At 70.4% G+C, this 25121-nt stretch carries 18 protein-coding genes, 1 tRNA gene and 1 other RNA gene; 15 read left to right on the forward strand and 5 right to left on the reverse strand.

From position 1 onward, the window contains the following. Nucleotides 1-7: 7 nt before the first annotated feature. Nucleotides 8-1771, forward strand: a complete 1764-nt coding sequence (gene arsA / locus MK786_RS04635; protein ID WP_241111070.1) for an arsenical pump-driving ATPase — start codon at nucleotides 8-10, stop codon at nucleotides 1769-1771. An 80-nt stretch (nucleotides 1772-1851) separates the two neighbouring features. Here the strand turns inward: arsA and MK786_RS04640 are convergent. The 4 genes from MK786_RS04640 to MK786_RS04655 all read right to left on the reverse strand — a co-directional run bounded on the left by MK786_RS04640 (nucleotide 1852) and on the right by MK786_RS04655 (nucleotide 6491). After that, nucleotides 1852-1939, reverse strand: a tRNA-Ser gene (locus tag MK786_RS04640). Between the two features lie 26 nt (nucleotides 1940-1965). Next, nucleotides 1966-4236 (reverse strand): DUF3488 and transglutaminase-like domain-containing protein, encoded by a 2271-nt coding sequence (locus MK786_RS04645; protein WP_241111071.1) that lies wholly within the window; start codon nucleotides 4234-4236, stop codon nucleotides 1966-1968. Then, the gene (locus MK786_RS04650; RefSeq protein ID WP_241111072.1) at nucleotides 4223-5470 is read right to left on the reverse strand and encodes a DUF58 domain-containing protein; all 1248 of its coding nucleotides are present in this window, start codon (nucleotides 5468-5470) and stop codon (nucleotides 4223-4225) included. The genes MK786_RS04645 and MK786_RS04650 overlap by 14 nt, the downstream gene beginning before the upstream one ends. A gap of 7 nt (nucleotides 5471-5477) precedes the next feature. Beyond that, nucleotides 5478-6491, reverse strand: a complete 1014-nt coding sequence (locus tag MK786_RS04655) for an AAA family ATPase (protein WP_374200424.1) — start codon at nucleotides 6489-6491, stop codon at nucleotides 5478-5480. 175 nt (nucleotides 6492-6666) lie between these two features. Here MK786_RS04655 and MK786_RS04660 point away from each other — a divergent pair, with 175 nt between their 5' ends. From MK786_RS04660 to MK786_RS04710, 11 genes are all read left to right on the forward strand, one after another. Next, the gene (locus MK786_RS04660) at nucleotides 6667-7128 is read left to right on the forward strand and encodes a hypothetical protein (protein WP_241111073.1); all 462 of its coding nucleotides are present in this window, start codon (nucleotides 6667-6669) and stop codon (nucleotides 7126-7128) included. Next, nucleotides 7125-8765 carry a DUF5671 domain-containing protein gene (locus tag MK786_RS16425; protein ID WP_241111074.1) on the forward strand — a complete coding sequence of 547 codons (1641 nt, stop codon included), beginning with the start codon at nucleotides 7125-7127 and terminating at the stop codon, nucleotides 8763-8765. The genes MK786_RS04660 and MK786_RS16425 overlap by 4 nt, the downstream gene beginning before the upstream one ends. 47 nt (nucleotides 8766-8812) lie before the next feature. Then, nucleotides 8813-8909, forward strand: an RNA gene (gene ffs / locus MK786_RS04670) — signal recognition particle sRNA small type. Between the two features lie 77 nt (nucleotides 8910-8986). Then, nucleotides 8987-11119, forward strand: a complete 2133-nt coding sequence (pta, locus tag MK786_RS04675) for a phosphate acetyltransferase (protein ID WP_241111075.1) — start codon at nucleotides 8987-8989, stop codon at nucleotides 11117-11119. A gap of 2 nt (nucleotides 11120-11121) precedes the next feature. After that, nucleotides 11122-12348, forward strand: coding sequence for an acetate/propionate family kinase (locus tag MK786_RS04680; protein WP_241111076.1), 1227 nt, complete (start codon nucleotides 11122-11124; stop codon nucleotides 12346-12348). A 20-nt stretch (nucleotides 12349-12368) separates the two neighbouring features. After that, nucleotides 12369-13142 carry an HAD-IA family hydrolase gene (locus MK786_RS04685; protein ID WP_277397294.1) on the forward strand — a complete coding sequence of 258 codons (774 nt, stop codon included), beginning with the start codon at nucleotides 12369-12371 and terminating at the stop codon, nucleotides 13140-13142. Next, the gene (locus MK786_RS04690) at nucleotides 13139-15655 is read left to right on the forward strand and encodes a glycoside hydrolase family 65 protein (protein WP_241111078.1); all 2517 of its coding nucleotides are present in this window, start codon (nucleotides 13139-13141) and stop codon (nucleotides 15653-15655) included. The genes MK786_RS04685 and MK786_RS04690 overlap by 4 nt, the downstream gene beginning before the upstream one ends. Nucleotides 15656-15698: 43 nt before the next feature. After that, nucleotides 15699-17891, forward strand: coding sequence for a DNA polymerase III subunit gamma and tau (locus MK786_RS04695; RefSeq protein ID WP_241111079.1), 2193 nt, complete (start codon nucleotides 15699-15701; stop codon nucleotides 17889-17891). A gap of 3 nt (nucleotides 17892-17894) precedes the next feature. Further along, nucleotides 17895-18488, forward strand: coding sequence for a recombination mediator RecR (gene recR / locus MK786_RS04700; protein WP_241111080.1), 594 nt, complete (start codon nucleotides 17895-17897; stop codon nucleotides 18486-18488). 137 nt (nucleotides 18489-18625) lie between these two features. After that, on the forward strand, nucleotides 18626-19576 hold the full coding sequence (locus MK786_RS04705) for a DMT family transporter (protein WP_241111081.1): 951 nt from the start codon (nucleotides 18626-18628) through the stop codon (nucleotides 19574-19576). Between the two features lie 123 nt (nucleotides 19577-19699). Further along, entirely contained in the window at nucleotides 19700-20986 is a 1287-nt protein-coding gene (locus MK786_RS04710; protein ID WP_241111082.1) for an aspartate kinase, read from the forward strand. A gap of 15 nt (nucleotides 20987-21001) precedes the next feature. Here MK786_RS04710 and MK786_RS04715 read toward each other — a convergent pair whose 3' ends face one another. Then, nucleotides 21002-21583 (reverse strand): TetR/AcrR family transcriptional regulator, encoded by a 582-nt coding sequence (locus MK786_RS04715; protein WP_241111083.1) that lies wholly within the window; start codon nucleotides 21581-21583, stop codon nucleotides 21002-21004. Nucleotides 21584-21655: 72 nt separating this feature from the next. Between MK786_RS04715 and MK786_RS04720 the strand changes: the two genes are divergently transcribed. From MK786_RS04720 to MK786_RS04730, 3 genes are all read left to right on the forward strand, one after another. Beyond that, complete coding sequence (locus tag MK786_RS04720) at nucleotides 21656-22255, forward strand: dihydrofolate reductase family protein (RefSeq protein ID WP_241111084.1); 600 nt, start codon at nucleotides 21656-21658, stop codon at nucleotides 22253-22255. A gap of 118 nt (nucleotides 22256-22373) precedes the next feature. Continuing rightward, nucleotides 22374-23444, forward strand: coding sequence for an aspartate-semialdehyde dehydrogenase (locus tag MK786_RS04725; RefSeq protein ID WP_241111085.1), 1071 nt, complete (start codon nucleotides 22374-22376; stop codon nucleotides 23442-23444). Between the two features lie 150 nt (nucleotides 23445-23594). Then, nucleotides 23595-25070 carry a malate:quinone oxidoreductase gene (locus tag MK786_RS04730; protein WP_241111342.1) on the forward strand — a complete coding sequence of 492 codons (1476 nt, stop codon included), beginning with the start codon at nucleotides 23595-23597 and terminating at the stop codon, nucleotides 25068-25070. The last annotated feature ends 51 nt before the right edge of the window (nucleotides 25071-25121 follow it).

Genomic DNA, 25121 nt, shown 5'->3' on the forward strand with positions numbered 1-25121 from the left:
TCGTGAGATGAGATTCCTCGACAACGTTCCACGGTTCCTGTTCTTCACCGGCAAGGGCGGCGTCGGCAAGACATCGGTCGCATGTGCCACAGCGGTCCGTCTCGCGGCCCTCGAGCGGCCCGTGTTGCTCGTGAGCACCGACCCGGCATCCAACTTGGGCCAGGTGTTCGGCCTCACGATCGGCAACCACGTGACGGCGATCCCTGCTGTGCCGGGATTGGCCGCGTTGGAGATCGACCCCGAGCAGGCGGTCGAGGCGTACCGGGAGCGCATCATAGGACCTGCGCGCGGCTTGGTGCCCGATGAGGAGCTCGCGAGCATCACCGAAGGGCTCTCGGGCTCGTGCACGACCGAGATCGCCTGCTTCGACGAGTTCACCCAGCTCCTCACGGACGACACCGCGTACGGGCAGTACGACCATGTCCTCTTCGACACCGCACCTACCGGCCACACCATTCGACTGCTGCAGCTGCCAGGGTCCTGGACCGAGTTCCTCTCCACCGGCGGCGAAGCGTCGTGTCTCGGCCCGCTGGCCGGACTCGACAAGCACCGTGCGACATACGCCGCCGCGGTGGAAGCCCTCACCGACCCCGCCCGAACCAGGCTCATTCTGGTCGCACGCCCGCAGCCATCGGCGCTGAAGGAGATCCAGCGGACGTTCTCCGAACTGGCGGCGATCGGCATGAGCAACGGATTCGTCGTGATCAACGGCGTTCTTCCCGAGAGTGCTGGTGAGGAGCCCATCGCGAGCGCGTTGCGCGCGAGGGAGGCATCCGCGATGTCGGACATGCCCACGGCGATTGCGAACCTGCCGCGCGACGTGCTGGACCTCAAGGCCGAGAATGTTGTCGGCCTCGACGCCCTTCTCGCGTTCTTCGTGTCGAGTTCTGCTGACATGACGGATCCCGGATCAACGGATCTCGCGGATGCGGGCGATGCACCCCTGGTGACGCTGATCGATGAGATCGAGCGAGACGGCCACGGACTCGTGATGTGCATGGGCAAGGGTGGCGTCGGCAAGACGACGATCGCGGCTGCCGTCGCACTCGCCCTGGCTGAGCGCGGCCATGAGGTGCTCCTCACGACGACCGATCCAGCCGCCCACCTCACAGACACGCTCGGTGCAGAAGTCGACGGGCTCACCGTGACGCGGATAGACCCCGACACTGCGCTCGAGCAGTACAGAGCTCGCGTCATGGCGACCAAGGGAAGGGACCTGGACGAGGCGGGCCGCGCGGCACTTGCCGAAGATCTGATGTCGCCGTGCACGGCGGAGGTCGCCGTCTTCCAGCAGTTCTCGCGGGCCGTGCACGACTCCCGCCGCACTTTCGTCGTCATGGACACAGCCCCCACCGGTCACACGCTGCTGCTGCTGGATGCCGCCGGCTCCTACCACCGTGAGATCGCACGACAGATGGGCGCCGCGAACCTGGCGTACTCCACGCCGTTGATGCGTCTGCAAGATCCCGCTCAGACGAAGGTCATTCTGGTCACCCTCGCTGAGACGACCCCGGTCCTCGAGTCGGCGAGTCTGCAAGACGACCTGCAGAGAGCCGGCATCCACCCCTGGGCGTGGGTGGTGAACAACTCGATCGCCGCCGCCCAGCCGGAATCGGCGTTTCTGCGCGTGCGCGCGCGCAACGAGGTGGCACAGATTGCCCGCGTTCGGGAGCTGGCGGACCGCGTGGCTATCGTCCCGCTGCTGGCGGAGGAGCCGATCGGAGTAGCCCGACTTTCTGCATTGACTGGTGGCATCGCCCAGTTCACGTGAGTCCTGACGCCGAATCAGCAGCACAGACGGCCGCCAGCACGGGCTGAGCGAGCGATCCCTTGAACACATCGGGATCGGGGTGGCGGAGGATAGGGGATTCGAACCCCTGAGAGCTTTCACTCAACACGCTTTCCAAGCGTGCGCCATAGGCCACTAGGCGAATCCTCCACGGCCCCGGAGGGCCACAGGCCATCCTACCTGGTCGCGGGAGCGCCTCCTGCGTACACGCTCCCGGGCCGCACGATGAGCGATCGCGGGGCGATGACGGCAAGGATGCGGCGCGCCGGAGGGGCCGCCGCCAGCAGCTGCGCGCGCACGGCGGTCGCAGCATCCATCGCCGCATCTCCCATCCAGTAGTCCCGCCCACCGGCGGGCGCATACGAGGCCCGCTCGATCGCGACCACCAGCGTGTACATCTCGTCGGCGGAGGCGCCGTGCTGGTCGATGAGCCGCTGCGCGAACGCGCGCGGGGTCTCGCTCGCCGGCACGGTGATGCCGGCGTCGATCGCGGCATCCTGCACGATCATCCACGCCGCTGCGGCGTCGCCGCCCCGCGCCGCGAGCGTGAGCTGCCGGCGCCGCAGCTCGCGTGCCAGGAACGGCAGGGAGAGGACGAACAGGATCAGCAGAACGACGCCGAGCATCGGCAGCGGGTTCGCGGTGCCGAGCGGGGTGCCGGGCAGGGCGTCGTCGCGCGGGTCGAGCGGGCCGTTGGGTCCCTGCTCGGAGCTGGGCGTGGGTGAGGGCGTCGCGCCGGGGGTGGGGGAGTTCGGATCGTCGGTCTCGCCCGGCAGCGACGCGGCGGGGGAGAAGGATGTCGGCACGCCGAGCCCTGCGGTCGGCTCGAACGGGATCCACCCGGCGTTGTCGAAGTATACCTCCGGCCACGCGTGCAGCAGCGAGCTCGAGACCGAGTAGACGACCTGGTCGCCGACGGAATCCGTGGTCGCGACGCCGGGCAGGTACCCGATCACGATGCGCGTCGGCATGTGGAGGGTGCGGGCCATGAGTGCGAACGCCGACGCGAAGTGGATGCAGTAGCCCTGTCGCCGCTCGAGGAACTCGGCGACCGCTTCGGCGCCGCTGCCGTCGAAGCCCTCTTCGACCGGGGCTTCGAGCGAGTAGCGGAACTCGCCGCCGCGGAACCAGCGCTGCATCGCGATGAGGCGGTCGTAGTCGTTCGTGGCGCCCGCGGTCACCTCAGCGGCCAGCTCCGTGACGATCGCGGGTGTCTCGGGCGGGACCTGGGTGGTTTCGTCGCGAAGCTCGGGTCCGCCCGCGTTGTACGACCGGATCTGCTCGAGCGTCGGACGCGCCTGGTTCGAGACGACCGTGTACGCCTGGCCCTGCGTCGTGCCCGACTGCGAGATGACGGTGCGGTTGTAGGGAACGGCCGCCCAGCGTCCGTCGAGGCCGGTGACGTCGACCGCCGGGTACGGGACAGGCAGCCACACCGAGGCGAGGCTCATCACCTCGACGTCGGTCGTGTACTCCGCCAGCCGCACGTCTTCGGCGACGCTCACCGAGCCCAGGCCGAACTCGCTGTCGAGTGGCACGGTGCGCACCCGGTCCGGCTCCCACACGCCGCCCTCGAACCGCGACAGCGTCGTCGCCCGAAGATACGGCGGCGACGGGGCGTTCGAGCGCACCCGCAGCACCTCGATCTGCTCCGGCCGGCGGAGGTCGTCACCGAGCTGCAGCGTCGCGTCGATCCCGGGGCCCCCGCCGAGGCCGGTCCCGGCGCGCATAAGGGGCTGGGGCAGGAGCGGCGTCGCGACGAGGGTGACCACAACCGCGATCGCACCGATCCCGAGCGCTGTCGCGGGCACGCCGGCGGTGCGTTCGGCGTCGCGTTCGAGCGGGCGCTCGCGCGATCGGGTCTCGGCCCGGATGAGGAAGAGGATCGCGACGGCCAGGAACACGAAGGCGACCACATCGACTTCGCGCGGCACCGCGATCGCCGGGATGAGCGATACCGCGACGATCCCGATCGACGCCAGCAGCGGCATCCGCGCGGTGAGCACGACGTGATCGACGATGATCGTGAGCAGTCCCATCGAGCCGACGATGAGGAACGCGAGCGGGACGGTGCCTTCGAGCGGCGCGGCGCCGAGGATGATCTCGTCCATCGCGTCGTCGAACAGGGGCGGCACCGCGCGGATCGTCTCGGGGGTCGGGATGACCCACAGCAGGGCTGTGTCGCGAAGGAAGACCGCGGTCATCACGGCTACCCAGACGCCCGCCTCGATGAGGCTCACGGCGACGGCCGGCAGGCGGAGACGCCGCGCGCCGTAGCCGGCGGCGAGCACGAGGGTCGCGATGGCGACCGAGCCGAGCAGCCAGCCGCCCGGCTTGACGACGCCGATGACCGGCATGAGCGCGGCCAGCAGCGCCACCAGCAGAGAGAGGGTGAGCAGCCACTCGCCGCCGCGCCGCGTGCGCGGGGAGTCGTCAGAGGACGGCATGGCTCACTCCTCGGCCGACCGCATTGCCCCACGCCGCCGCGAGATCGCCGTCCGGGTCGATCGCCGCGACCCTCCAGCCGTGGTCGGCCGCTCGGTCGAGCGCGTCGCCGAGCGGTCCGACCGCGAGCACCATCGGCAGCGTGCTGTGGTGCGCGACCGGTGCGATCGCGTCTGCGTCGGACGGATCGAACCGCCCCACGATGAGGATCACCGGCCCGGTCATGACGCCGGCGAACAGCCGGGTGAGCCGGGCGAGGCTGTCGTCCCGGCGCGCCGTGAGGGTCGCGAAGTGGCTGAGGAGCGCCTCGACCTCGACCATGTCGCCGCCGTCGATCCGCTCGGCCAGGACGGTGCCGTCGGAGTCGAGCACCTCGACCGCGTAGCCGTCGTGCACCAGGCGCGCCACCGCTGACACGCACGCCGACACCCCCATCTCGAACCCCGGGTCCGTGCCAGGTGCCTGCATCGCCTCGGCCGCCCAGCGCAGCACGCCCCGGTCGAGGACGACGCTCGCCTCGGGCGTCGACTCCTGCTCCTCCTGCCTCACCATGAGCTCGTCGCGGTGGGCCGTCGCGCGCCAGTGGATGCGGCGCATCGAGTCACCAGGGATGTACGGCCGGGCGACGAGGTTGTCCGCCCCCTGGCCCAGCTGGTTCGTCGTGGTGTGCAGCGTGCCGCCGGTCTCGCCGGCGAAGTCGGTCAGTGGCGGCAGGTCGATCAGCGCGGGGGCGACCGTCACCGCCGTGCGCTCGCCGAACAGGGTGCGGCGCCGCGCGAGTCCGAACGGATCGGTCGAGCGCACCGAGAGCGGTCCGATGGAGTGCACACCGCGCCTCACGCCGGTCACCGTGTAGGAGAGGTCGACCACCCTCTCGCCGCCGCGCAGCCCCGATCCGAGCGCGGGAAACACGCCCTCCGAACGGCCACGGAGTCCCTTCGGGAGCGCGTCGTGCCACGTGCCGGGCGGGGTGGGAACCGCAGTGCGCACGCCCACGCGCACGGCGACGGTCGACGTGCGGCCGACGGTCACGACGTCGGGCGTGAACGACCGCGTCACGACATCGGTGCGCCGGGTGAGATAGAGCGACGCGATGCTCGCGCCGGCCACCGCCAGCAGCAGGATGCCGAAGTACATGAGCTCTGTGATGCCGAACTCGTTCGCCATCACGAAGCACGTGATCGCCAGGATGAGCGCTCCGGTGCCTCGCACCGTCAGCGGCCACAGGCGTCTCATCGCGGACTCACTGACGTGGCGCGATGGGGACGCGCACGTTCGAGGCGATGCGCTCCAGAATCGTCGTGATGGCGTCGGCTGCCCCGCGCGCACGCGCGCCGCCGGCCGAGCGGGTCGGGATGAGACGGTGCGCGAACACCGGCGCGAGCAGGGCCGTGATGTCGTCGGGGATGACGAACCCGCGTCCGTCGAGCGCCGCCCACACCTTGGCCGCCCGCACGAGCTGCAGGGTCGCCCGGGGGCTCGCGCCGAGCCGCAGGTCGGAGTGGGTGCGTGTCGCGTGCGCCAGGGCGACCGCGTAATCCTCGATGGAGGGAGCGACATGCACCGCGCGCGCCCACGAGATGAGCTCCGTCACCTGGTCGGCCGAGACGACCGCCGACAGCTGGTCGAGGGGGTTCAGCGTGTCGCGCTGACGCAGCATGAGCGCCTCGGACCGCTCGTCGGGGTAGCCCATCGAGATGCGCATCATGAAGCGATCGCGCTGGGCCTCGGGAAGGGCATAGGTGCCTTCCATCTCGAGCGGGTTCTGCGTCGCCACGACGAGGAACGGCTCGGGCACGTAGTGCGTGTGACCGTCGACGGTCACCTGGCGCTCCTCCATGGCCTCGAGCAGCGCGGACTGGGTCTTGGGGGACGACCGGTTGATCTCGTCGGCGATGACGATGTTCGCGAAGATCGCTCCCTGCTTGAACTCGAACTCCCGCTCGACGGGATTGAACACGCTCACGCCGGTCACGTCACCGGGCAGCAGATCGGGAGTGAACTGGATGCGGCGCACCGTCGCGTCGACGGAAGCGGCCAGAGCCCGCGCGAGCATGGTCTTGCCGACGCCCGGCACGTCCTCGATGAGGAGGTGCCCCTCGGCCAAGAGGCACACCAGCGCGCTGCGCACCGCTTCCGGCTTGCCGTCGATCACGCTGCCCACGCCGCCGAGGATCGCGTCCGTCGTGCGGGCGAAGTCCTCTGCCGTCAGCGCCCCGCGCGCACGCGCCTGCTCCGTCATCGCGGTATCGACCATCGCAGACTCCTGTCGCGCCCTGGAACGAGCGTGTCGGGTGGTGCGGGCATCCTCGCCCCGCGACCGATCCTAACCGCGGGGAAATGGGAGCGGTATGGCCGCCGCTGGGAGAACGCTGGGCGCGCGGACCGCTCTCTTGCTGTGACGCGGGGCGCCCCGGTGCCATGATGTGGCCATGACCGACCACGACAAGCGCACGCGCGGCGTGCTGATCGCCCTGCTCGGCGGTGTCGCCCTGGTGATCGTGATCGCGCTGATCGCGGTCTTCACTCGCGGCGGAACCGCGACCCTCGATCCGGAGAGCCCCGAGGGCGTCGTGCAGCAGTACAGCCAGGCGGTGATCGAGGGCGACACGCGGGCGGCGATCGAGCTGCTCATCCCCGAGATCGCCGAGGACTGCAGCCGCACCGGCGGGGGTGACGGCGATCACCGCGTCACGCTGACCGAGACGACGGTGGACGGCGACTCCGCGCGCGTCGAGGTGGTCATCGCGACGGTGTACGGGTCGGGGCCGCTCGGCCCTGACGAGTACGAGACCGACGGCGTCTTCCAGCTCGAGCAGGTCGGCGGTCAGTGGCTGATCGCGACCTCCCCGTGGGAGCTCACGGTGTGCGACCAGAGCGGAGCCGGCCTGTGACTGCGCCGGCCGCATCCGGCGCGCCGGCCGCGCCCGGCCGGGCGCAGGGGGTCGTCCGCCGGGTCATCGTCTTCGTCATCCTGTTCGCGCTCGTCACCGTCGCCGCGATCGGGCTGAGCGGCCTGCTCGAGCGCGCGATCGGCGGCACGATCACCCTGGCGGGAGGCACCGCTGCCCTCGCTCAGTCGCTGGCCTTCACCTTCATCGGCGCCCCGCTCGCCGGCCTGCTGTGGTGGTGGGAACGGCGCCGGCTGCTCGATTCGGATGACCGGGCGTCGCTCGCATGGTCGCTCTACCTCGCGGCGATGTCGACCACGGCGCTCGTCACCGCGACGGTCGCTCTCAGCTCCGCCGTCGCGGCGGGCATCGATGGGGTGTGGCGCCCGGGGAGCCTCGCGACCGGCGTGGTGTGGACGGGCGTGTGGCTCTGGCACCGATCGCTGCGGCGCAGCGCGCGGCTGTCGCCCGCGCGACTGGCCGACCTCAGCGCGATCCTCGGCTGGGTGTACGGCGTCGGCGTCTTCGCGACCGGCGCGATCGCGGGGCTGGCCGCCCTCGTCGGGGAGGCTCTCGCCGTCGTGGCGGTGCCGCTGGCGAGTGCGCAGCAATGGTGGGTGCCGCTGCTCCAGTCGCTCGTGTGGACCGCGCTCGGCGGGCTGGTGTGGTGGTGGCACTGGCGGCGCGAGGGTGCGCGCACCGCGCCCGGTGCCTTCGCCGGTGTCGCGCTCGTGATCGTGGTGGGTGCGGCCGCTGCGGTGACGCTCTTCGCGATCGGCACGGTGCTCTTCGTGCTGCTGCGCCTGGCGCTCGACACCGTGCCGGCCGCCGAGGCGATCGCGCCACTGGACCGCGCGATCGCCGCCGCCCTCGTCGGCGGCATCGTCTGGGTGATCCACGCGCGGGTCGTCGTCGCCCGCGACGACGCGACGCGACGCGGCGCCCGGCTCGTCGTCTCGGCCGTCGCGCTCATCGGCGCGGCGAGCGGATTCGGGGTCGTGGTCAACGCGCTTCTGGCTGCGCTGACGCCGACGCTGGCGGGCGACAACGCCCGCACACTGCTGCTCGGCGGTCTCAGCGCGCTCGTGATCGGTCTGCCGGTGTGGTGGCTCGCCTGGCGGCCCGGGCGGCCAGTGCCGGTCGAAGATGCCGCGTCGACGGCGCGACGGGTGTACCTGGTCGCGGTGTTCGGGGCGAGCGCGATCACCGCCATCGTGACGTTGCTCATCATCGGCTACCGCATCTTCGAGTTCGTGCTCGACCCGGGCGGCGCCGGGGGGCTCATCGAGCGGATCCGCGGGCCGGTCGGCCTTCTGGCGGCCACCGCGATCGTGTTCGCGTACCACTTCGCCGTCTGGCGACGCGACCGAGCCCTCGCTCAGGAGGCCGCGCCCGAGCGGCCTCACACGGTGGGTCGCATCGTGCTCGTCGCAGCCGCCGCCACCGCCGACATCGCTGAGCGGGTCAAGGCCGCGACTGCGGCATCCGTGGTCCTCTGGCAGGCGACCGACGGAGCCGGGTCGGTAGACGAAGCCTGGGTTGCGCGCCTCCCGGCCGCACTCGAGGGGGTCTCGGCCCCCCGCGCGCTGGTCATCGCCGAGCCTGACGGGGGAGTGCGGGTGATCCCGCTCGCCGGGTGACCGGGTGGTCGAGGTCACGCCCCGCCGCGCGACCGGGTTAGACTGGTGTCAGCTCTCCGCGAGGCGGCATCCAGGCCAACTCCCCCAGGACGGAAACGTAGCAAGGGTAACCAGGCTCTGCCGGGTTCGCGGAGAGTCTTACTTTTCCCGCTCTTCCCCGGGGATCCGCGTGCAGCGGCGCACGCGCCCCGCGTGAGGCCCGTCGCCCATAGGCTGGTCGCGTGGCGCAGAGCATCTTCATCACGTCAGCAGAAGGCCACTCCGGCAAATCGACCGTCGCGTTGGGTGTTCTCGACGCGCTGAGTCACGCGACTCCTCGGGTCGGCGTCTTCCGGGCGATCGCCCGCTCCACCGCCGAGCCCGATTACGTCCTCGAGATGCTGCTCGACCATGACGGCGTCCAGCTGCCGTACGAGGACTGCATCGGAGTCACCTACGACGACGTGCGTCAGAATCCGGATGCCGCGCTCGCGACGATCGTCGAACGCTACAAGGCGGTCGAAGCGCAGTGCGACGCGGTCGTGATCCTCGGCAGCGACTACACCGACGTGGGCAGCCCGGCCGAGCTCGGCTACAACGCGCGCATCGCCGCGAACCTCGGCGCCCCCGTCCTCCTCGTGCTGGGCGGGCGGTCGGCGCAGACCCAGACGCGTCCCGAGCAGCTCGGCTCGTCGCTGCCGCGCACCGCAGCCGAGATGGGCAAGATCGCCGACCTCGCGCTCGCCGAACTCGCCCACGGCCGCGCGGAGCTCTTCGCCGTCGTGGCCAACCGCGCCGAGCAGTCCGAGGCCGAGGCGACGATCGCGGCCATCCGGCGGTCGGTCGAGACCGCGCTCGGTCCGGGCAAGCGCGTGCCCGTGTGGGCGATCCCCGAGGACCGGTTCCTCGTCGCCCCCTCGATGCGCGGCATCATGCGCTCCGTCGGCGGCGAGCTGCTCGCCGGGGACCCGGAGCGCCTCACGCGCGAGGCGCTCGCCGTCGTGGTCGCGGGCATGTCGATGGTCAACGTCCTGCCGCGACTGCTCGAAGGCGCCGTCCTGGTAATCGCGGCCGACCGCGCCGAGGTGCTGCTCGCCGCGCTCCTCGCGAACGCGTCCGGCACCTTCCCCTCCATCTCGGGCATCGTGCTCAACGGCGGTTTCGACCTGCCCGAGCCGGTCATGCGCCTGCTCGACGGACTCGGATCCAACGTGCCGATCGTGACGACCGAGCTCGGCACCTACGAGACGGCCGCGCGCATCATGAGCACCCGGGGCCGGCTGGCCGCCGACTCGCAACGACGCTACGACACCGCCCTCGCGCTCTTCGAGCAGAGCGTCGACACCGACGAGCTGCTCGAGGCGTTCGGCGTCGCGCGCGCGACCGTCGTCACGCCGCTCATGTTCGAGTTCCAGCTCATCGAGCGCGCCCGCGCCCGGCGCAAGCGCATCGTGCTCCCCGAGGGCGACGACGACCGCGTGCTGCGCGCGGCGGCCACGGTGCTCAAGCGGGGCATCGCCGACCTCACGATCCTGGGCGAGCCCTTCGAGGTGCGCGCCCGTGCGGTCGAGCTCGGCATCGACATCCAGGCGGCGGAGGTGCTGTCGCCGCTCGATGCCGTGCACGTCCAAAAGTTCGCCGCGGAGTACGCCCGGCTGCGCGCCCACAAGGGGGTCACGGTCGCGCAGGCGGCCGACACCGTGACGGATGTCTCGTACTTCGGCACGATGATGGTGCACTTCGGACTGGCCGACGGCATGGTCTCGGGCGCAGCGCACACGACCGCGCACACGATCCGGCCCGCCTTCGAGATCATCAAGACCGCACCGGGTGTCTCGGTGGTCTCGAGCGTGTTCCTGATGGCGCTCGCGGACCGCGTGCTGGTCTACGGCGACTGCGCCGTGATCCCCGATCCGACGTCGGGGCAGCTCGCCGACATCGCGATCTCATCGGCGGCCACTGCTGCGCAGTTCGGGATCGAGCCGCGCATCGCGATGCTGTCGTATTCGACGGGGGAGTCGGGCTCGGGCGCAGAGGTCGAGAAGGTGCGGGATGCCACGGCCATCGTCCGCTCGCGGGCTCCGGAGCTCCTCGTCGAGGGGCCGATCCAGTACGACGCAGCCGCAGACGCCGCCGTCGCGGCGGCCAAGATGCCGGGTTCCGATGTGGCGGGCCGCGCCACGGTGTTCATCTTCCCCGACCTCAATACGGGCAACAACACCTACAAGGCGGTTCAGCGCTCCGCCGGAGCCGTGGCGATCGGGCCGGTGCTGCAGGGCCTGAACAAGCCCATCAACGACCTGTCGCGCGGCGCGCTCGTCGACGACATCGTCAATACGATCGCGATCACCGCGATCCAGGCCCAGGGGGAGTGAGCATGTCTCCGGTGCTGGTCGTCAACTCCGGCTCGTCGTCGTTCAAGTACCAGCTCATCGACATCGACACCGAGACGACGCTCGCGTCTGGCCTCGTCGAGCGGATCGGCGAGCCGACCGGTCGCGCCACCCACACCGTCGTCGCGCCGCCGGCCGACGGGCCGGCGCCGACGATGCTGAACGCCACGCACACGCGCGAGCTGCCGATCCCGGACCACACCGCGGGCTTCCGCGTCATGCTCGACGCGTTCGCCTCCGATGGCCCCTCCCTCGACGAGCACGCGCCGATCGCGGTCGGTCACCGCGTCGTCCACGGGGGTGCGCGATTCTTCGAGCCGACCCTGATCACGCCGCTCGTCGAGATCAACATCGACGAGCTCTCCGTGCTCGCACCGCTCCACAATCCTGCGAACCTCGCCGGCATCACGGCGGCGAAGGCCGCGTTCCCCGATGTCCCGCACGTCGCGGTCTTCGACACCGCCTTCCATCAGACTCTCGAGCCGCACGTCTACACGTATGCGATCGACGCCCTGCTCGCGGCATCCCACCGCATCCGGCGCTACGGGTTCCACGGCACCTCCCACAAGTTCGTGAGCGAGGCGGCCGCGGCGTTCCTCGGCCGCCCGCTCGCCGACCTCCGGCAGATCGTGTTCCACCTGGGCAACGGCGCGTCAGTCACGGCCGTCGACGGCGGACGCTCGGTCGAGACCTCGATGGGCTTCACGCCACTCGAGGGGCTCGTGATGGGCACCCGGTCGGGGGACATCGACCCGGCAGTGCTGTTCCACCTCGCCCGCCGCGACGGGCTGTCGATCGACGACCTCGACGACCTGCTGAACAAGCGCAGCGGCATGCTCGGGCTCGCCGGGTCGTCCGACCTGCGCGACATCCGCGCCGCCGTCGAGCGCGGCGACCCGCAGGCGATCCTCGCGTACGAGGTGTACGTCCATCGGCTGCGCGCGTACGCGGGTGCGTATCTGGCCCAGCTCGGCGGCGTGGACGTCATCTCGTTCACCGCGGGGGTGGGTGAGAACGCCCCGCTCGTGCGGGCGGCGGCGCTCGAGACGCTCGGCTTCGCCGGGATCGAGGTCGACCACGAGCGCAATCAGGCGCCGGGCCGCGGCATCCGGATCATCTCGACGGATGCCTCGGCCGTGACCGTCCTCGTCGTGCCCACCGACGAGGAGCTCGAGATCGCCCGACAGACCGTGAGCGTGGCGCAGGGCTGAGCCGCCCTCGCTACCCTTGACTGGTGTCCACCGAAGCCCTGCCCGACCTGTCCGCCTACGACGCCGTGCTCTTCGATCTGGACGGCGTGCTGACCCCGACCGCCGAAGTCCACATGCACGCATGGCAGACCATGTTCGAGGCGCTGTTCGCCGCCTGGGACATCACGCCCGCGTACACCGAACGCGACTACTTCGATCACCTCGACGGCAAGAAGCGCTACGACGGCGTCGCGAGCCTGCTGCGCTCGCGCGACGTCGAGGTGCCCTGGGGCGACCCGTCCGATCCCGTGACGGCCGACACCGTGTGCGGCATCGGGAATCGCAAGAACGTCGTGTTCGAGACGGTCCTGCGCGATGAGGGCATCGCCCCCTACCCGGGCTCCCTCTCCCTGCTCGACGCGCTCGCCGCGGCCGGCACCCCGGTCGCCGTCGTGTCGAGCTCGAAGAACGCCGAGGAGGTGCTCGCCGTCGCCGGCATCCGCGACCGGTTCGCCGTCGTGATGGACGGCGTCATCGCCGAGCGCGACCACCTCGCCTCCAAGCCCGCTCCCGATGTCTTCGTCGAAGCCGCGCGCATGCTGGACGTCGACCCTGCGCGCAGCGCCGCCGTCGAGGACGCCCTCAGCGGCGTGGCCTCGGCTGCGGCGGGAGGGTTCTCGCTCGTCGTGGGCGTGGACCGTGGTGCAGGAGAGCAAGCCCTGACGGATGCCGGAGCCCACGTCGTCGTCGACGACCTGGCCGAGCTCGTGCCCGCCATCGCCACCCCGACCCGCCCCGAGGAGACCACGCCATGATGGATCGCGACCGGTTCCCCGTCGACCCCTGGCGTCTGGTCGAGACGGAGTGCGACTTCGAGGACAGCGGTGTCACCGAGACCCTGTTCGCAGTCGGCAACGGCTACCTCGGCATGCGCGGCAACCACCCCGAGGGGCGTCAGTCGCACGAGGACGGCACGTTCATCAACGGCTTCCACGAGACGTTCCCCATCCGCCACGCCGAGCAGGCGTACGGATTCGCCGAGGTCGGCCAGACGATCGTCAACGCCCCCGACGCGAAGGTGATGCGGGTCTACGTCGACGACGAGCCGCTGTCGCTCGACGTCGCCGACGTGCGCGAGTATGAGCGCGTGCTCGACATGCGGGACGGCGTGCTGCGCCGTCACGTGCTCTGGACGACGCCGTCCGGAAAGGACGTGCGCATCGAGTACTCCCGGCTGGTGTCGTTCGAGGAGAAGCACCTGTCGGTCATGACGGTGGACGTGACGGTCCTGAATGCCGACGCGCCGGTCACCGTCAGCTGCCAGCTGATCAATCGTCAGGACGGCGAGGACGTCTACGGGGGCACCCCGACCGCGCCCAAGAAGGCGGGCTTCGACCCGCGAAAGGCGGAGCGCATCCAGGAGCGCGTGCTGCAGCCGCAGGAGTACTGGCAGGACGGCCTGCGGTCGGCGCTGTCCTACCGCGTGACCGAATCCGGCATGACGCTCGCCGTCGTCGCAGACCACATCGTCGAGACCGACAACCCGTACTCGGCACGCACGCTCATCGAGCCCGACATCGCGAAGAACGTGTTCCGCGTGCAGGCGAAGGCCGGCGTCCCGATCCGCGTGACCAAGCTCGTGAGCTACCACACGTCGCGCGGCGTCCCGGCGCGCGAACTCGTCGACCGCTGCCGTCGCACTCTCGACCGCGCGCTCACGCTCGGCGTGGACACGGTGGCGACCCGGCAGCGCGAGTGGCTCGACGGGTTCTGGGAGCGCTCCGACGTGAAGATCGGCGGGCACGACGACCTCCAGCAGGCGACGCGCTGGTGCCTGTTCCAGCTGGCTCAGGCGTCCGCCCGGGCGGACGGCCAGGGCGTGCCCGCGAAGGGCATGACCGGGTCGGGGTACAGCGGCCACTACTTCTGGGACACCGAGATCTACGTGCTGCCGTTCCTGGCGTACACGACGCCGCTGTGGGCGCGCAACGCGCTGCGGATGCGGTATCTGATGCTGCCGGCCGCCCGCAAGCGGGCGTTCCAGCTCAACGAGCACGGCGCGCTGTTCCCCTGGCGCACCATCAACGGCGAAGAGGCGTCCGCGTACTACGCCGCGGGCACGGCGCAGTACCACATCAACGCCGACGTCTCGTATGCGCTGGCCAAGTACATCCGCGCCACCGGCGACACCGAGTTCCTCTACCGTGAGGGCGTCGACATCGCCGTCGAGACGGCGCGACTGTGGGCGACGCTCGGGTTCTGGCGCACCGTCGAAGGTGCGGGCGAGGAGACCTTCCACATCCACGGTGTGACGGGTCCCGACGAGTACACGACGGTCGTCAACGACAACCTGTTCACGAACGTCATGGCCCGCTTCAACCTGCGCTTCGCCGCGCGCACCGTGCGTGAGATGGCCGAGGTCGACGGCGAGGTGTACCGGCGGATGGCCGACCGACTGGGCCTCGACCCCGCCGAGCCCGAGGGGTGGGAGCGTGCCGCCGAGGCGATGCACATCCCGTTCAGCCCGGATCTCGGTATCCACCCCCAGGACCATGTCTTCCTGGAGCGCGAGATCTGGGACCTCGAGAACACGCCGCCCGACAAGCGGCCGCTGCTGCTGCACTTCCACCCGCTGGTCATCTACCGGTACCAGGTGCTCAAGCAGGCCGACGTCGTGCTGGCGCTGTTCCTGCAGGGCAACCACTTCTCCGACGAGGACAAGCTCGCCGACTTCGAGTACTACGACCCGCTGACGACGGGCGACTCGACCCTGTCGGCGGTGGTGCAGGCGATCCTGGCCGCAGAGGTCGGCTACCAGGACCTCGCGCTCGAGTACTTCCGGCAGTCGATCTTCGTCGACCTCGCCGACCTGCATCACAACGCGGCGGACGGCGTGCACGTGGCGTCGGCCGGCGGCGTGTGGACGGCGCTGGTGTCGGGCTTCGGCGGCATGCGCGACCACTTCGGCGAGCTCTCGTTCGATCCCCGCCTGCCCGCCGACTGGCCCGAGCTGTCGTTCGTGCTGCACTGGCACGGCACCCGGCTGCAGATCACCGTCACGCGCGACGAGCTGCGCGTCGCGGCATCCGAGGGCGATCCCGTCGGATTCAGCGTGCGGGGGACGGGATACGTCGTCGGAGCCGGCGAAGAAGTTTCCGTGCGGCTCGAGGGGCAGGGCCCGGTGATCCCCGGCAGACCCACCCTGGGCGAGCTGACCGAGGTGCAGCGCGAGGACGGCTCGTACCTGTCGGCGTCGGTGCCGACGGTGACGGCGTCGATCCCGATCGTCATCGGCGCGGCCGACATCGAGGAGGGCGCCGACGCGTGAGGACGCCTGCTTCGATGTCGTCGCCACGCCGTAGGCTGTCCTGGTGACCACCGCCCTCTATCGCCGCTACCGACCCGAGTCGTTCGGCGAGATGATCGGCCAGTCGCAGGTCACCGAGCCGCTCATGACTGCGCTGCGCGGTGACCGCGTCGGGCACGCCTATCTCTTCTCGGGGCCGCGCGGCTGCGGCAAGACCACGTCTGCGCGCATCCTCGCCCGATGCCTCAACTGCGCACAGGGGCCCACCGACACCCCGTGCGGAACCTGCGACAGCTGCGTCGAGCTGGGTCGCGGCGGCGGCGGGTCCCTCGACGTCGTGGAGATCGACGCGGCGAGCCACAACGGCGTCGACGACGCCCGTGACCTCCGCGAGCGGGCCGTCTTCGCTCCGGCGCGCGACCGCTTCAAGATCTTCATCCTCGACGAGGCGCACATGGTGACGCCGCAGGGCTTCAACGCTCTGCTCAAGCTCGTCGAAGAGCCGCCCGACCACGTCAAGTTCATCTTCGCCACGACCGAGCCCGAGAAGGTCATCGGCACGATCCGCTCGCGCACGCACCACTACCCGTTCCGGCTCGTGCCGCCGGGGGCCATGCTGTCGTACGTCGAAGAGCTGTGCGGGCAGGAAGGCGTCAAGGTCGAGCAGGGCGTGCTGCCGCTCGTCGTCCGCGCCGGTGGCGGCTCGCCGCGAGACACGCTGTCGCTGCTCGATCAGCTGATCGCCGGCTCCGAAGAGGGCAAGGTCCGCTACGAGCGTGCCGTGGCCCTCCTCGGCTACACGCATGCCGAGCTGCTCGACGAGGTGGTCGATGCGTTCGCCGCAGGCGACGCGCAGGCCGCGTTCTCGGCCGTCGACAGGGTCGTGCAGACGGGGCAGGATCCGCGCCGCTTCGTCGACGATCTGCTAGAGCGGCTGCGCGACCTCATCGTCGTCGACGCGACCGGCGATGGCGCGGCCGCGGTGCTGCGCGGAATCTCCACCGAAGACCTCGAGCGCATGAAGGGCCAGGCCGCCGCGTTCGGCACTGTGCGTCTCTCGCGCACGGCCGACCTCGTCATCGCCACGCTCGACGACATGACCGGCGCCACCTCGCCGCGGCTGCAGCTCGAACTCATGGTCGCACGAGTGCTGGCCAGGGGAGCTGATGCCGCGGCCCCGCCTGCTGCGGGCGCTGCGCCTGCGGCTGCGCCTGCGGCCGCTGCCGCCCCTGCGGCTGCTGCGCCGGTTGCTGCCGCGCCCGTGGTCGAGCCTGCGCGCCCTCCGGCTGAACCCGCCTCCGCTGGGCCGACGGTGGCCACGACCGCCCGCGGCACCGCCGCGGTGATCGAGCCTGCAGCCGCGCCCACGGCGCCCGCACCCGGGCCGGCTGCGCCACCTGCACCTGCCGCGGTCCCGGCGGCGCCGGCGGGCGCGTCCTCTCCCGAGCCGGTCGCCGCGCCGGCGCCGACCCCGGTGCCCGACGGCCCGGTCACGCTCGAGCGCATGCGCACCGCGTGGGCCGAGATCCTGAGTCGCCTCGAAGGCATCAGCCGCACGTCATGGCTGCTCGCCTCGAACGCCGAGGTCGCCGGTCTCGACGACGATGTGCTCACCCTCGCCTTCGCCAGCCAGTCCGACGTCGCCAAGTTCAAGCAGCGGGCGGCGGGCGGTGGGCCGAGCGAAGACCTGCGCCAGGCGATCCTGGCGGTGCTCGGCATCCGGGTGAAGTATCTGGCCAAGCACGACGGCGGCGGTTCGGCGCCGCGCGGGCAGGGGGCGGCTCCCGCCGCTCCGCCCGCCTCCTCGCGGCCCGCTCCGGTACGTGCCGCGGCCCCGGCGGCCGCCGCTCCGGTCACCGAGTGGGCTGTGGCCCCGATCCCGAGCGACGCCGACGCGCCGCCGCCCGACCCGGGTCCGCCGGCGGCGTTATCCGCAGGGCAGTTCGCGGTCGACGACGAGCCCGAAGACGCCGCCGCACGGTCGCGCATCGCGACGCTGGCTCCGGTCCGCGAGGGCGAGGTGCTCCGCGCCGCCGACGTCGAGCCGTCGATCGAGCCCGACGACGAAGAGGAAGACGTGCCGACGGATGCCGCGGCCGACGTCCCGGTTCCGCCGGTCGTCGCGCCGCCGCTGCCCCCGGTGGTGACGACGCGCAACGACGGCGTCCAGCGCTACGGCGAAGCGGTGGTGCGCCAGATGCTCGGCGCGACGTTCGTGCGCGAAGAGCCCTACGAGCCGCCGACGAGGTTCAGCTAGCCCATGTACGACGGGATCGTCCAAGACCTCATCGATGAATTCGGCCGTCTGCCGGGCATCGGCCCCAAGTCGGCGCAGCGCATCGCGTTCCACATCCTGCAGACGCCGAACTTCGATGTGTCGCACCTCGCGCAGCTGCTCGCCGAGGTGCGCGACAAGGTGCGCTTCTGCGAGGTGTGCGGCAACGTCTCCGAGCAGGAACGCTGCTCGATCTGCCGCGACCCGCGACGCAACCTCAGCCTCATCTGCGTCGTCGAAGACGCGAAGGACGTGGCGGCCATCGAGCGCACCCGCGAGTTCCGCGGTCTCTACCACGTGCTCGGCGGCGCGATCAGCCCGATCGCCGGCATCGGCCCCGATGACCTGCGCATCACCCAGCTGATGCAGCGCCTCGCCGACGGCACCGTGCAGGAGGTCATCCTGGCGACGAACCCCAACCTCGAGGGCGAGGCCACGGCCACCTACCTCAGTCGCCTGCTGAACACCCTCGAGATCAGCGTCACGCGCCTGGCGTCGGGTCTCCCCGTCGGCGGCGACCTCGAGTATGCCGACGAGGTCACGCTCGGCCGCGCCTTCGAGGGCCGGCGCTCGGTCTGAGCCGGGGGCACCTTCAGCAGCCCAGCGGTCGGGTGCGCCGGGCGAGGATCGGTGTCCGAAGTCCGCGGTACGTTGGCAGTCGCGTGCGTCGCGGTGCGACCGGGCGCCCTGCACTCTGGAGCGATGAAAGAGGCGACGTGAACGGCACCATTCAGCGATTCGACGCCCGGGCGTGGGTGCTCTTCGCGATCATGGCGGTGGTGTGGGGCGTCCCGTACCTGTTCATCAAGGTCGCGGTCGACTCGTATTCGCCCGCGGCGGTGGTCGCGGGGCGCACGCTCATCGGCGCGCTCATCCTGCTGCCGTTCGCCCTGCGTCAGAAGGCGCTGCGCCCGGCGTGGTCGAAGATCGGCTGGGTGCTCGCCTTCGGCGCGATCGAGATGGCCGGCCCGTTCCTGCTGCTCGGCCACGCCGAGCAGACCCTCCCGTCCGGACTCACCGGACTCCTCGTGGCGACGGTGCCGCTGTTCGCCGCGCTGATCGCGTTCGGCGGCGGCGACCGCTCGGTGCTGAAGCCCGCCCGCGCGATCGGGCTCGTCGTCGGCTTCGCCGGCGTCGCCGTGATCGTCGCCGGGCCCGGGCTGGCGATCGAGGGAGGAGGAGGGCTCGTCGCCGTCGGGGAGATCCTGCTCGTCGCGATCCTCTACGCGATCGCCCCGTTCATCATCGCGCTCAAGCTGAAAGACGTGCCGGCGCTCGGCACGATCACCCTCGCCCTGTTCGCGGTCGGCGTCTTCTATCTGCCGATCGGAATGCTCACGCAGCACGAAGTGCCCACGATCGACGCCACGCTCGCGCTGATCGCCCTCGGCGTCGTGTGCACGGCTGTCGCGTTCATCGTGTTCTTCGCGCTCATCGCGCGCGTCGGTCCGGTGCGCGCGCCGCTGTTCACCTACGTGAACCCTGTGGTGGCGATCCTCCTCGGCACGATCATCCTCGGCGAGAGCCTGACGCTGGGGCTGCTTCTCGGGTTCCCGCTCGTGATCCTCGGATGCTGGCTCGCCGCGACGGGCGGCACCGTCCGGCCCCGCGAGCGTGAACCCGAACCCGAGGTCGAGGCCGAGCTGCCTCCCGTCGCGCCCGGCTGACCGGCTCACCCGTCACATGGCCGGTCCGGAATCGGCGCGTCCGTAAGATGGAGGCTCGGGTGCGGCATCCGATCGCTCCTGTCAGGCTTGTGTGCCGCACGGCGGCACTTCGGGGAGTACCACGTGGCGCTGATCGTCCAGAAGTACGGCGGGTCGTCGGTCGCGGATGCCGAGAGCATCAAGCGCGTCGCCAAGCGCATCGTCGATGCGCGTCGTGCCGGGCACGACGTCGTCGTCGCGGTGAGCGCCATGGGCGACACCACCGACGAGCTGCTCGACCTGGCGGCGCAGGTCGCCCCGATCCCGGCTCCGCGTGAACTCGACATGCTGCTCTCCAGCGGCGAGCGCATCTCGATGGCGCTGCTGGCCATGGCGATCCACTCGATGGGCTTCGAGGCGCGGTCGTTCACCGGCTCGCAGGCCGGCATGATCACGACGGCCGACCACGGGTCGGCCCGCATCGTCGACGTCACCCCGATCCGCCTCCGCGAAGCGCTCGACGAGGGCGCGATCGTCATCGTCGCCGGCTTCCAGGGCTTCAACCGCGACACCCGCGACATCACCACGCTCGGCCGCGGCGGCTCCGACACCACCGCCGTCGCCCTCGCCGCGGCGCTCGACGCCGACGTGTGCGAGATCTACAGCGACGTCGACGGCATCTTCACGGCCGACCCGCGGGTCGTGCCGAAGGCCCGCAAGCTCGGCGTCGTCTCGGCGGAGGAGATGCTGGAGCTCGCCGCCAACGGTGCGAAGGTGCTGTACATCCGCGCCGTCGAGTACGCCCGCCGTCACGGCGTCCTGATCCACGCGCGTTCGACGTTCAGCTCGAGCGTCGGCACCTACGTTCTCGGCCCGGGGATGACGCTCCCCGACGGCGCAAAGGGAGAAGACATGGAAGAGCCGATCGTCGCCGGAGTCGCGACCGACCTGAGCCAGGCGAAGATCACGGTTATCGGCGTGCCCGACGTGCCGGGAAAGGCCGCCGAGATCTTCAAGGTGATCGCCAAGTCCGGCGCCAACGTCGACATGATCGTGCAGAACGTGTCGGCGGCGGCGACGGGTCGCACCGACATCTCCTTCACGCTCCCCAAGACCGACGCGGCCACCGCGCTGAAGGCGCTCGCCGGCGACCAGGCCGAGATCGGGTTCGAGAGCCTGGTGCACGACGACCAGATCGGCAAGCTGTCGGTCGTCGGCGCCGGCATGCGCACGCATTCGGGCGTGTCCGCGACGCTCTTCGAGGCGCTCAGCGTCTCGGGCATCAATATCGAGATGATCTCGACGTCCGAGATCCGCATCTCCGTGGTCGTGCGCGGCGATGATCTCACCGAAGCCGCGCGCGTGGTCCACACTGCGTACGGTCTCGACGGCGACATCGAGGCCGTCGTCCACGCCGGCACCGGCCGCTGACGCGATCGGCGCGCGTCAGGCCGTGGGGCGTTCGCTCAGCAGCCCTTGGACCAGCGCGTCCACCACATCATCGGTCGATCCCTCGGCCTCGATCGAGACCGTCAGCCGGTCGAGGATCAGTCCCTCGATCGCATAGTGGAACAGGGCGATCTCGAAAGCTCCGCCGGGGAGTCCCGCCGCGCGATTGAACGCGACGTCGGCAGCGAACCCACTGCGCATCCACTCGCCGAGCGCCTCGGCGATCCACGGCGAGCGGGCTGCTTCGATCCGCAGCGTCAGCAGCGCGAGGGTCACCTCGCGTTCGGAGATCAGGCGGCGGACGATGTCGCGCGTGTAATCGGCGAACAGTTCGCGATCGGGCGTTCTCCCCGCCCACTGGTCCTGCACCGCCGGGTCGGGAGCCAACCTCTCGCCGATGCGTTCCACGAGTGCGCCTATCAGCGACTCCTTGCTGCGGAAGTAGTTCGATGCGGTACCCATCGGCGCGCCGGCGCGAGCGTCGACCGCCCGATGCGTCAGCCCGCGCATTCCCTCGGTTGCAAGCACCGAGATGCTTGCGTCCGCGAGATCGCGGCGGCGGGCATCGTTTCTGGCCATGCCACGAGGGTAGCGCAACCACGACAGATGTTGTAGTTTCTAATCACTACATATGTCGTGAAAGGAATCTCAATGCGCGAACTGGTCTACTACGTGGCCACGACCCTCGACGGCCGCATCGCCTCGCCCAAGGGAGCTTTCGACGCGTTCGCCGTCGAGGGCGACCACATCGACGTCATCAACACGGACTGGGCCGACACCGTCCCGGACGCGATGTACCGCGCCCTGGGGCTGACAGCACCTCGGGGGAGGTTCACGACGGTGCTGATGGGATGGAACACGTTCGCCGCCGGGCTGGAGTTCACCGACGATCCCTATCCCCACCTCGAGCAGATCGTCTTCTCGCGCACGCGGACAGCACCCGAGGGCAGCAGCATCCGCGTGACCGACGATGACCCGCGTCGGGTCGTCGCGGATCTCCGATCGAAGCCGGGCGGCGACATCTGGCTCTGCGGCGGAGGGGATGTCGCCGCGCAGCTGCGGGACGAGATCGACCGGCTGGTGATCAAGGTGAACCCGCTCGTGTTCGGCGACGGCATCCCGCTGTTCGCGGGGGAGTACCGCCCCGCGGCGTTCGAACTGACCGCCTCGCGCGCATTCGCCTCCGGCGTCGTCGTGAACGAGTACCGACGTCGCGGACCCGCTGCCAGTGCTGATGGCGGGAATGCGTAGCGATTCGGCCGTCCGGCGCCGGGTAACACGGGCCGGGCGGCCCGGACCGGCCGGTAGACTCGCACGAATCCCGCGCTCCGATGGCGTCTGCGCGACCGCTTCGCTCCAAGGATCCCTCATGACCCGCATCTCCGATTCAGGACTCTCCGTCGCCGTCGTCGGCGCCACCGGCCAGGTCGGCACCGTGATGCGCGAGATCCTCGTCGATCGTGACTTCCCGATCCGCGAGCTGCGCCTGTTCGCGACGGCCCGATCCGCCGGCACGGCCGTCGAGTTCAAGGGCGAGACCATCATCATCGAGGACGTCGCCACCGCCGACCCTTCGGGCATCGACATCGCGCTCTTCTCGGCCGGCGCCACAGGCAGCCGCACCCACGCCCCGCGCTTCGCCGAGGCCGGCGCCCTCGTGATCGACAACTCGAGCGCCTGGCGGATGGACCCGGAGGTGCCGCTCGTCGTCAGCGAGGTCAACCCCCACGCGATCGCCGAGGCCAAGAAGGGCATCGTCGCCAACCCCAACTGCACCACGATGGCCGCGATGCCGGTGCTCAAGGTGCTCCACGCCGAGGCCGGACTCGAGCGCCTGATCGTGTCGACGTACCAGGCCGTCAGCGGCTCGGGCCTTGCGGGCGCCGAGGAGCTCCTCGGGCAGGTCGAGGGCGTGCTCGCCCAGGGCCACACGCTCGACCTCGTGCACGACGGTGCGGCGGTCGACTTCCCGCAGCCCGAGAAGTACGTCGCACCGATCGCCTTCGACGTCATACCGCTCGCCGGCAACCTCGTCGACGACGGCCTGAACGAGACCGACGAAGAGAAGAAGCTCCGCAACGAGAGCCGCAAGATCCTCGAGCTGCCCGGTCTCCGTGTCGCGGGCACGTGCGTGCGCGTGCCGGTCTTCACCGGGCACTCGCTGAGCATCCACGCCGAGTTCGCTCGCGACATCACGCCCGAGCGGGCGCGCGAGGTGCTGGCGACGGCGCCGGGCGTCGTGCTCGAGGAGGTCCCCACGCCGCTGCAGGCGGCCGGCAATGACCCGAGCTACGTGGGTCGGATCCGCGCCGACCAGTCGGCGCCCGAAGGCAAGGGGCTCGTGCTGTTCATCTCGAACGACAACCTGCGCAAGGGGGCCGCGCTCAACGCCGTGCAGATCGCCGAGGTGGTCGCGGCCTCGCTCGGCGCGAAGGCCTGAGCCGCGGCATCCGCTCGCTTGATGGTCGCGCAGGAACTGCCGTTCTTTCGCTGTGAGAGCCCACCAGCGGTCGGTGGTCCTTTCGGCGCGAACTAGAATCGTCGGGTGACCGAAACGCCCGACGCCCTGCCCAGCCCCGACGACAGCGACATGCCCGAAGGCACTGTCGATGTTCTGCTGATCGGTGGCGGGATCATGAGCGCGACGCTCGGCACCCTCCTGCAGGCGCTGCAGCCGACGTGGAAGATTGCGGTGTTCGAGCGGCTCCACGACGTTGCGCTCGAGAGCTCGAATGCGTGGAACAACGCCGGCACCGGCCACGCCGCGCTGTGCGAGCTGAACTACACGCCCGAGGGCAAGGACGGCTCGGTCGACCCCGCCAAGGCGATCGCCATCAATGAGCAGTTCCAGCAGAGCCGTCAGTTCTGGTCGAAGCTCGTCGACGAGGGCGTGCTCGATGCGCCGTCGACGTTCATCAACTCCACGCCGCACATGACCTTTGTCCGCGGCGAGAAGGATGTCGCCTTCCTCAAGAAGCGCTACGAGGCGCTTCGCGAGCAGCCGCTGTTCACCGGCATCGAGTACACCGAGGACTCCCGCGTCATCAACTCCTGGGCGCCGCTGCTGATGCAGAAGCGCCGCAAGGGCGAGCCGTTCGCGGCGACGCGCGTGCCGGCAGGCACCGACGTCGACTTCGGCGCCTTGACACGTCAGCTGTTCGACCACCTCGCCGAGAACGGCGCCGACGTGCGCACGAACACCGAGGTGCGTCGCCTCAAGCGCCTCGGCGACGGTTCGTGGCGCGTGAAGTACCGCCGCTCGATCGGCCGCACCCCGGGCGAGATCCGCGCGAAGTTCGTCTTCGTCGGCGCGGGCGGCTGGGCGCTCAAGCTGCTGCAGCGGTCGGGCATCCCCGAGATCTCGGGCTACGGCGTGTTCCCGATCGGCGGTCAGTTCCTCAAGACCACCAACCCGGCACTCGTCGCGCAGCACAAGGCGAAGGTGTACTCGCAGGCGTCGGTGGGCGCACCGCCGATGTCGGTGCCGCACCTCGACACGCGCGTCGTCGACGGCGAGGCATCCCTCCTCTTCGGGCCGTTCGCCACCTTCAGCCCCAAGTTCCTCAAGAACGGCTCGCTGTTCGACATCGTCGGCCAGGTGCGTCCGGGCAACATCGGACCGATGCTGAAGGTCGCGTGGGACAACCCGTCGCTGATCACGTACCTGGTCGGCGAATTGGTGAAGGACCACGCCAAGAAGGTCGACAGCCTGCGCACGTTCGTGCCCACCGCCAAGGACGAGGACTGGGAGCTCATTCAGGCCGGCCAGCGCGCCCAGGTCATGAAGAAGGATCCCGAGAAGGGCGGCGTGCTGCAGTTCGGCACCGAGGTCATCACCGGCGCCGACGGCTCGATCGCCGGCCTGCTGGGCGCGTCGCCGGGAGCGTCGACCGCTGTGTCGATCATGCTCGGCCTGCTGAAGACGTGCTTCCCCGACCGGATCGACGGCTGGGAGCCGCGCCTGCGCGAGCTCATCCCGAGCTTCGGCGAGACGCTCAACGCGCGTCCCGACGCCGCCGAAGAGGTGCTCAGCGAGACCGCCGAAGCGCTCGCGCTCACCGCCTAGGCATCCGCCCGCCCCGCGCGGGCGCGTCCTGGCGCGGGTGACCGAGCCTGC

It is taken from the genome of Microbacterium sp. CFH 31415 (genome assembly GCF_022538185.1).
In the GTDB taxonomy this organism is placed as follows: Bacteria; Actinomycetota; Actinomycetes; order Actinomycetales; family Microbacteriaceae; genus Microbacterium.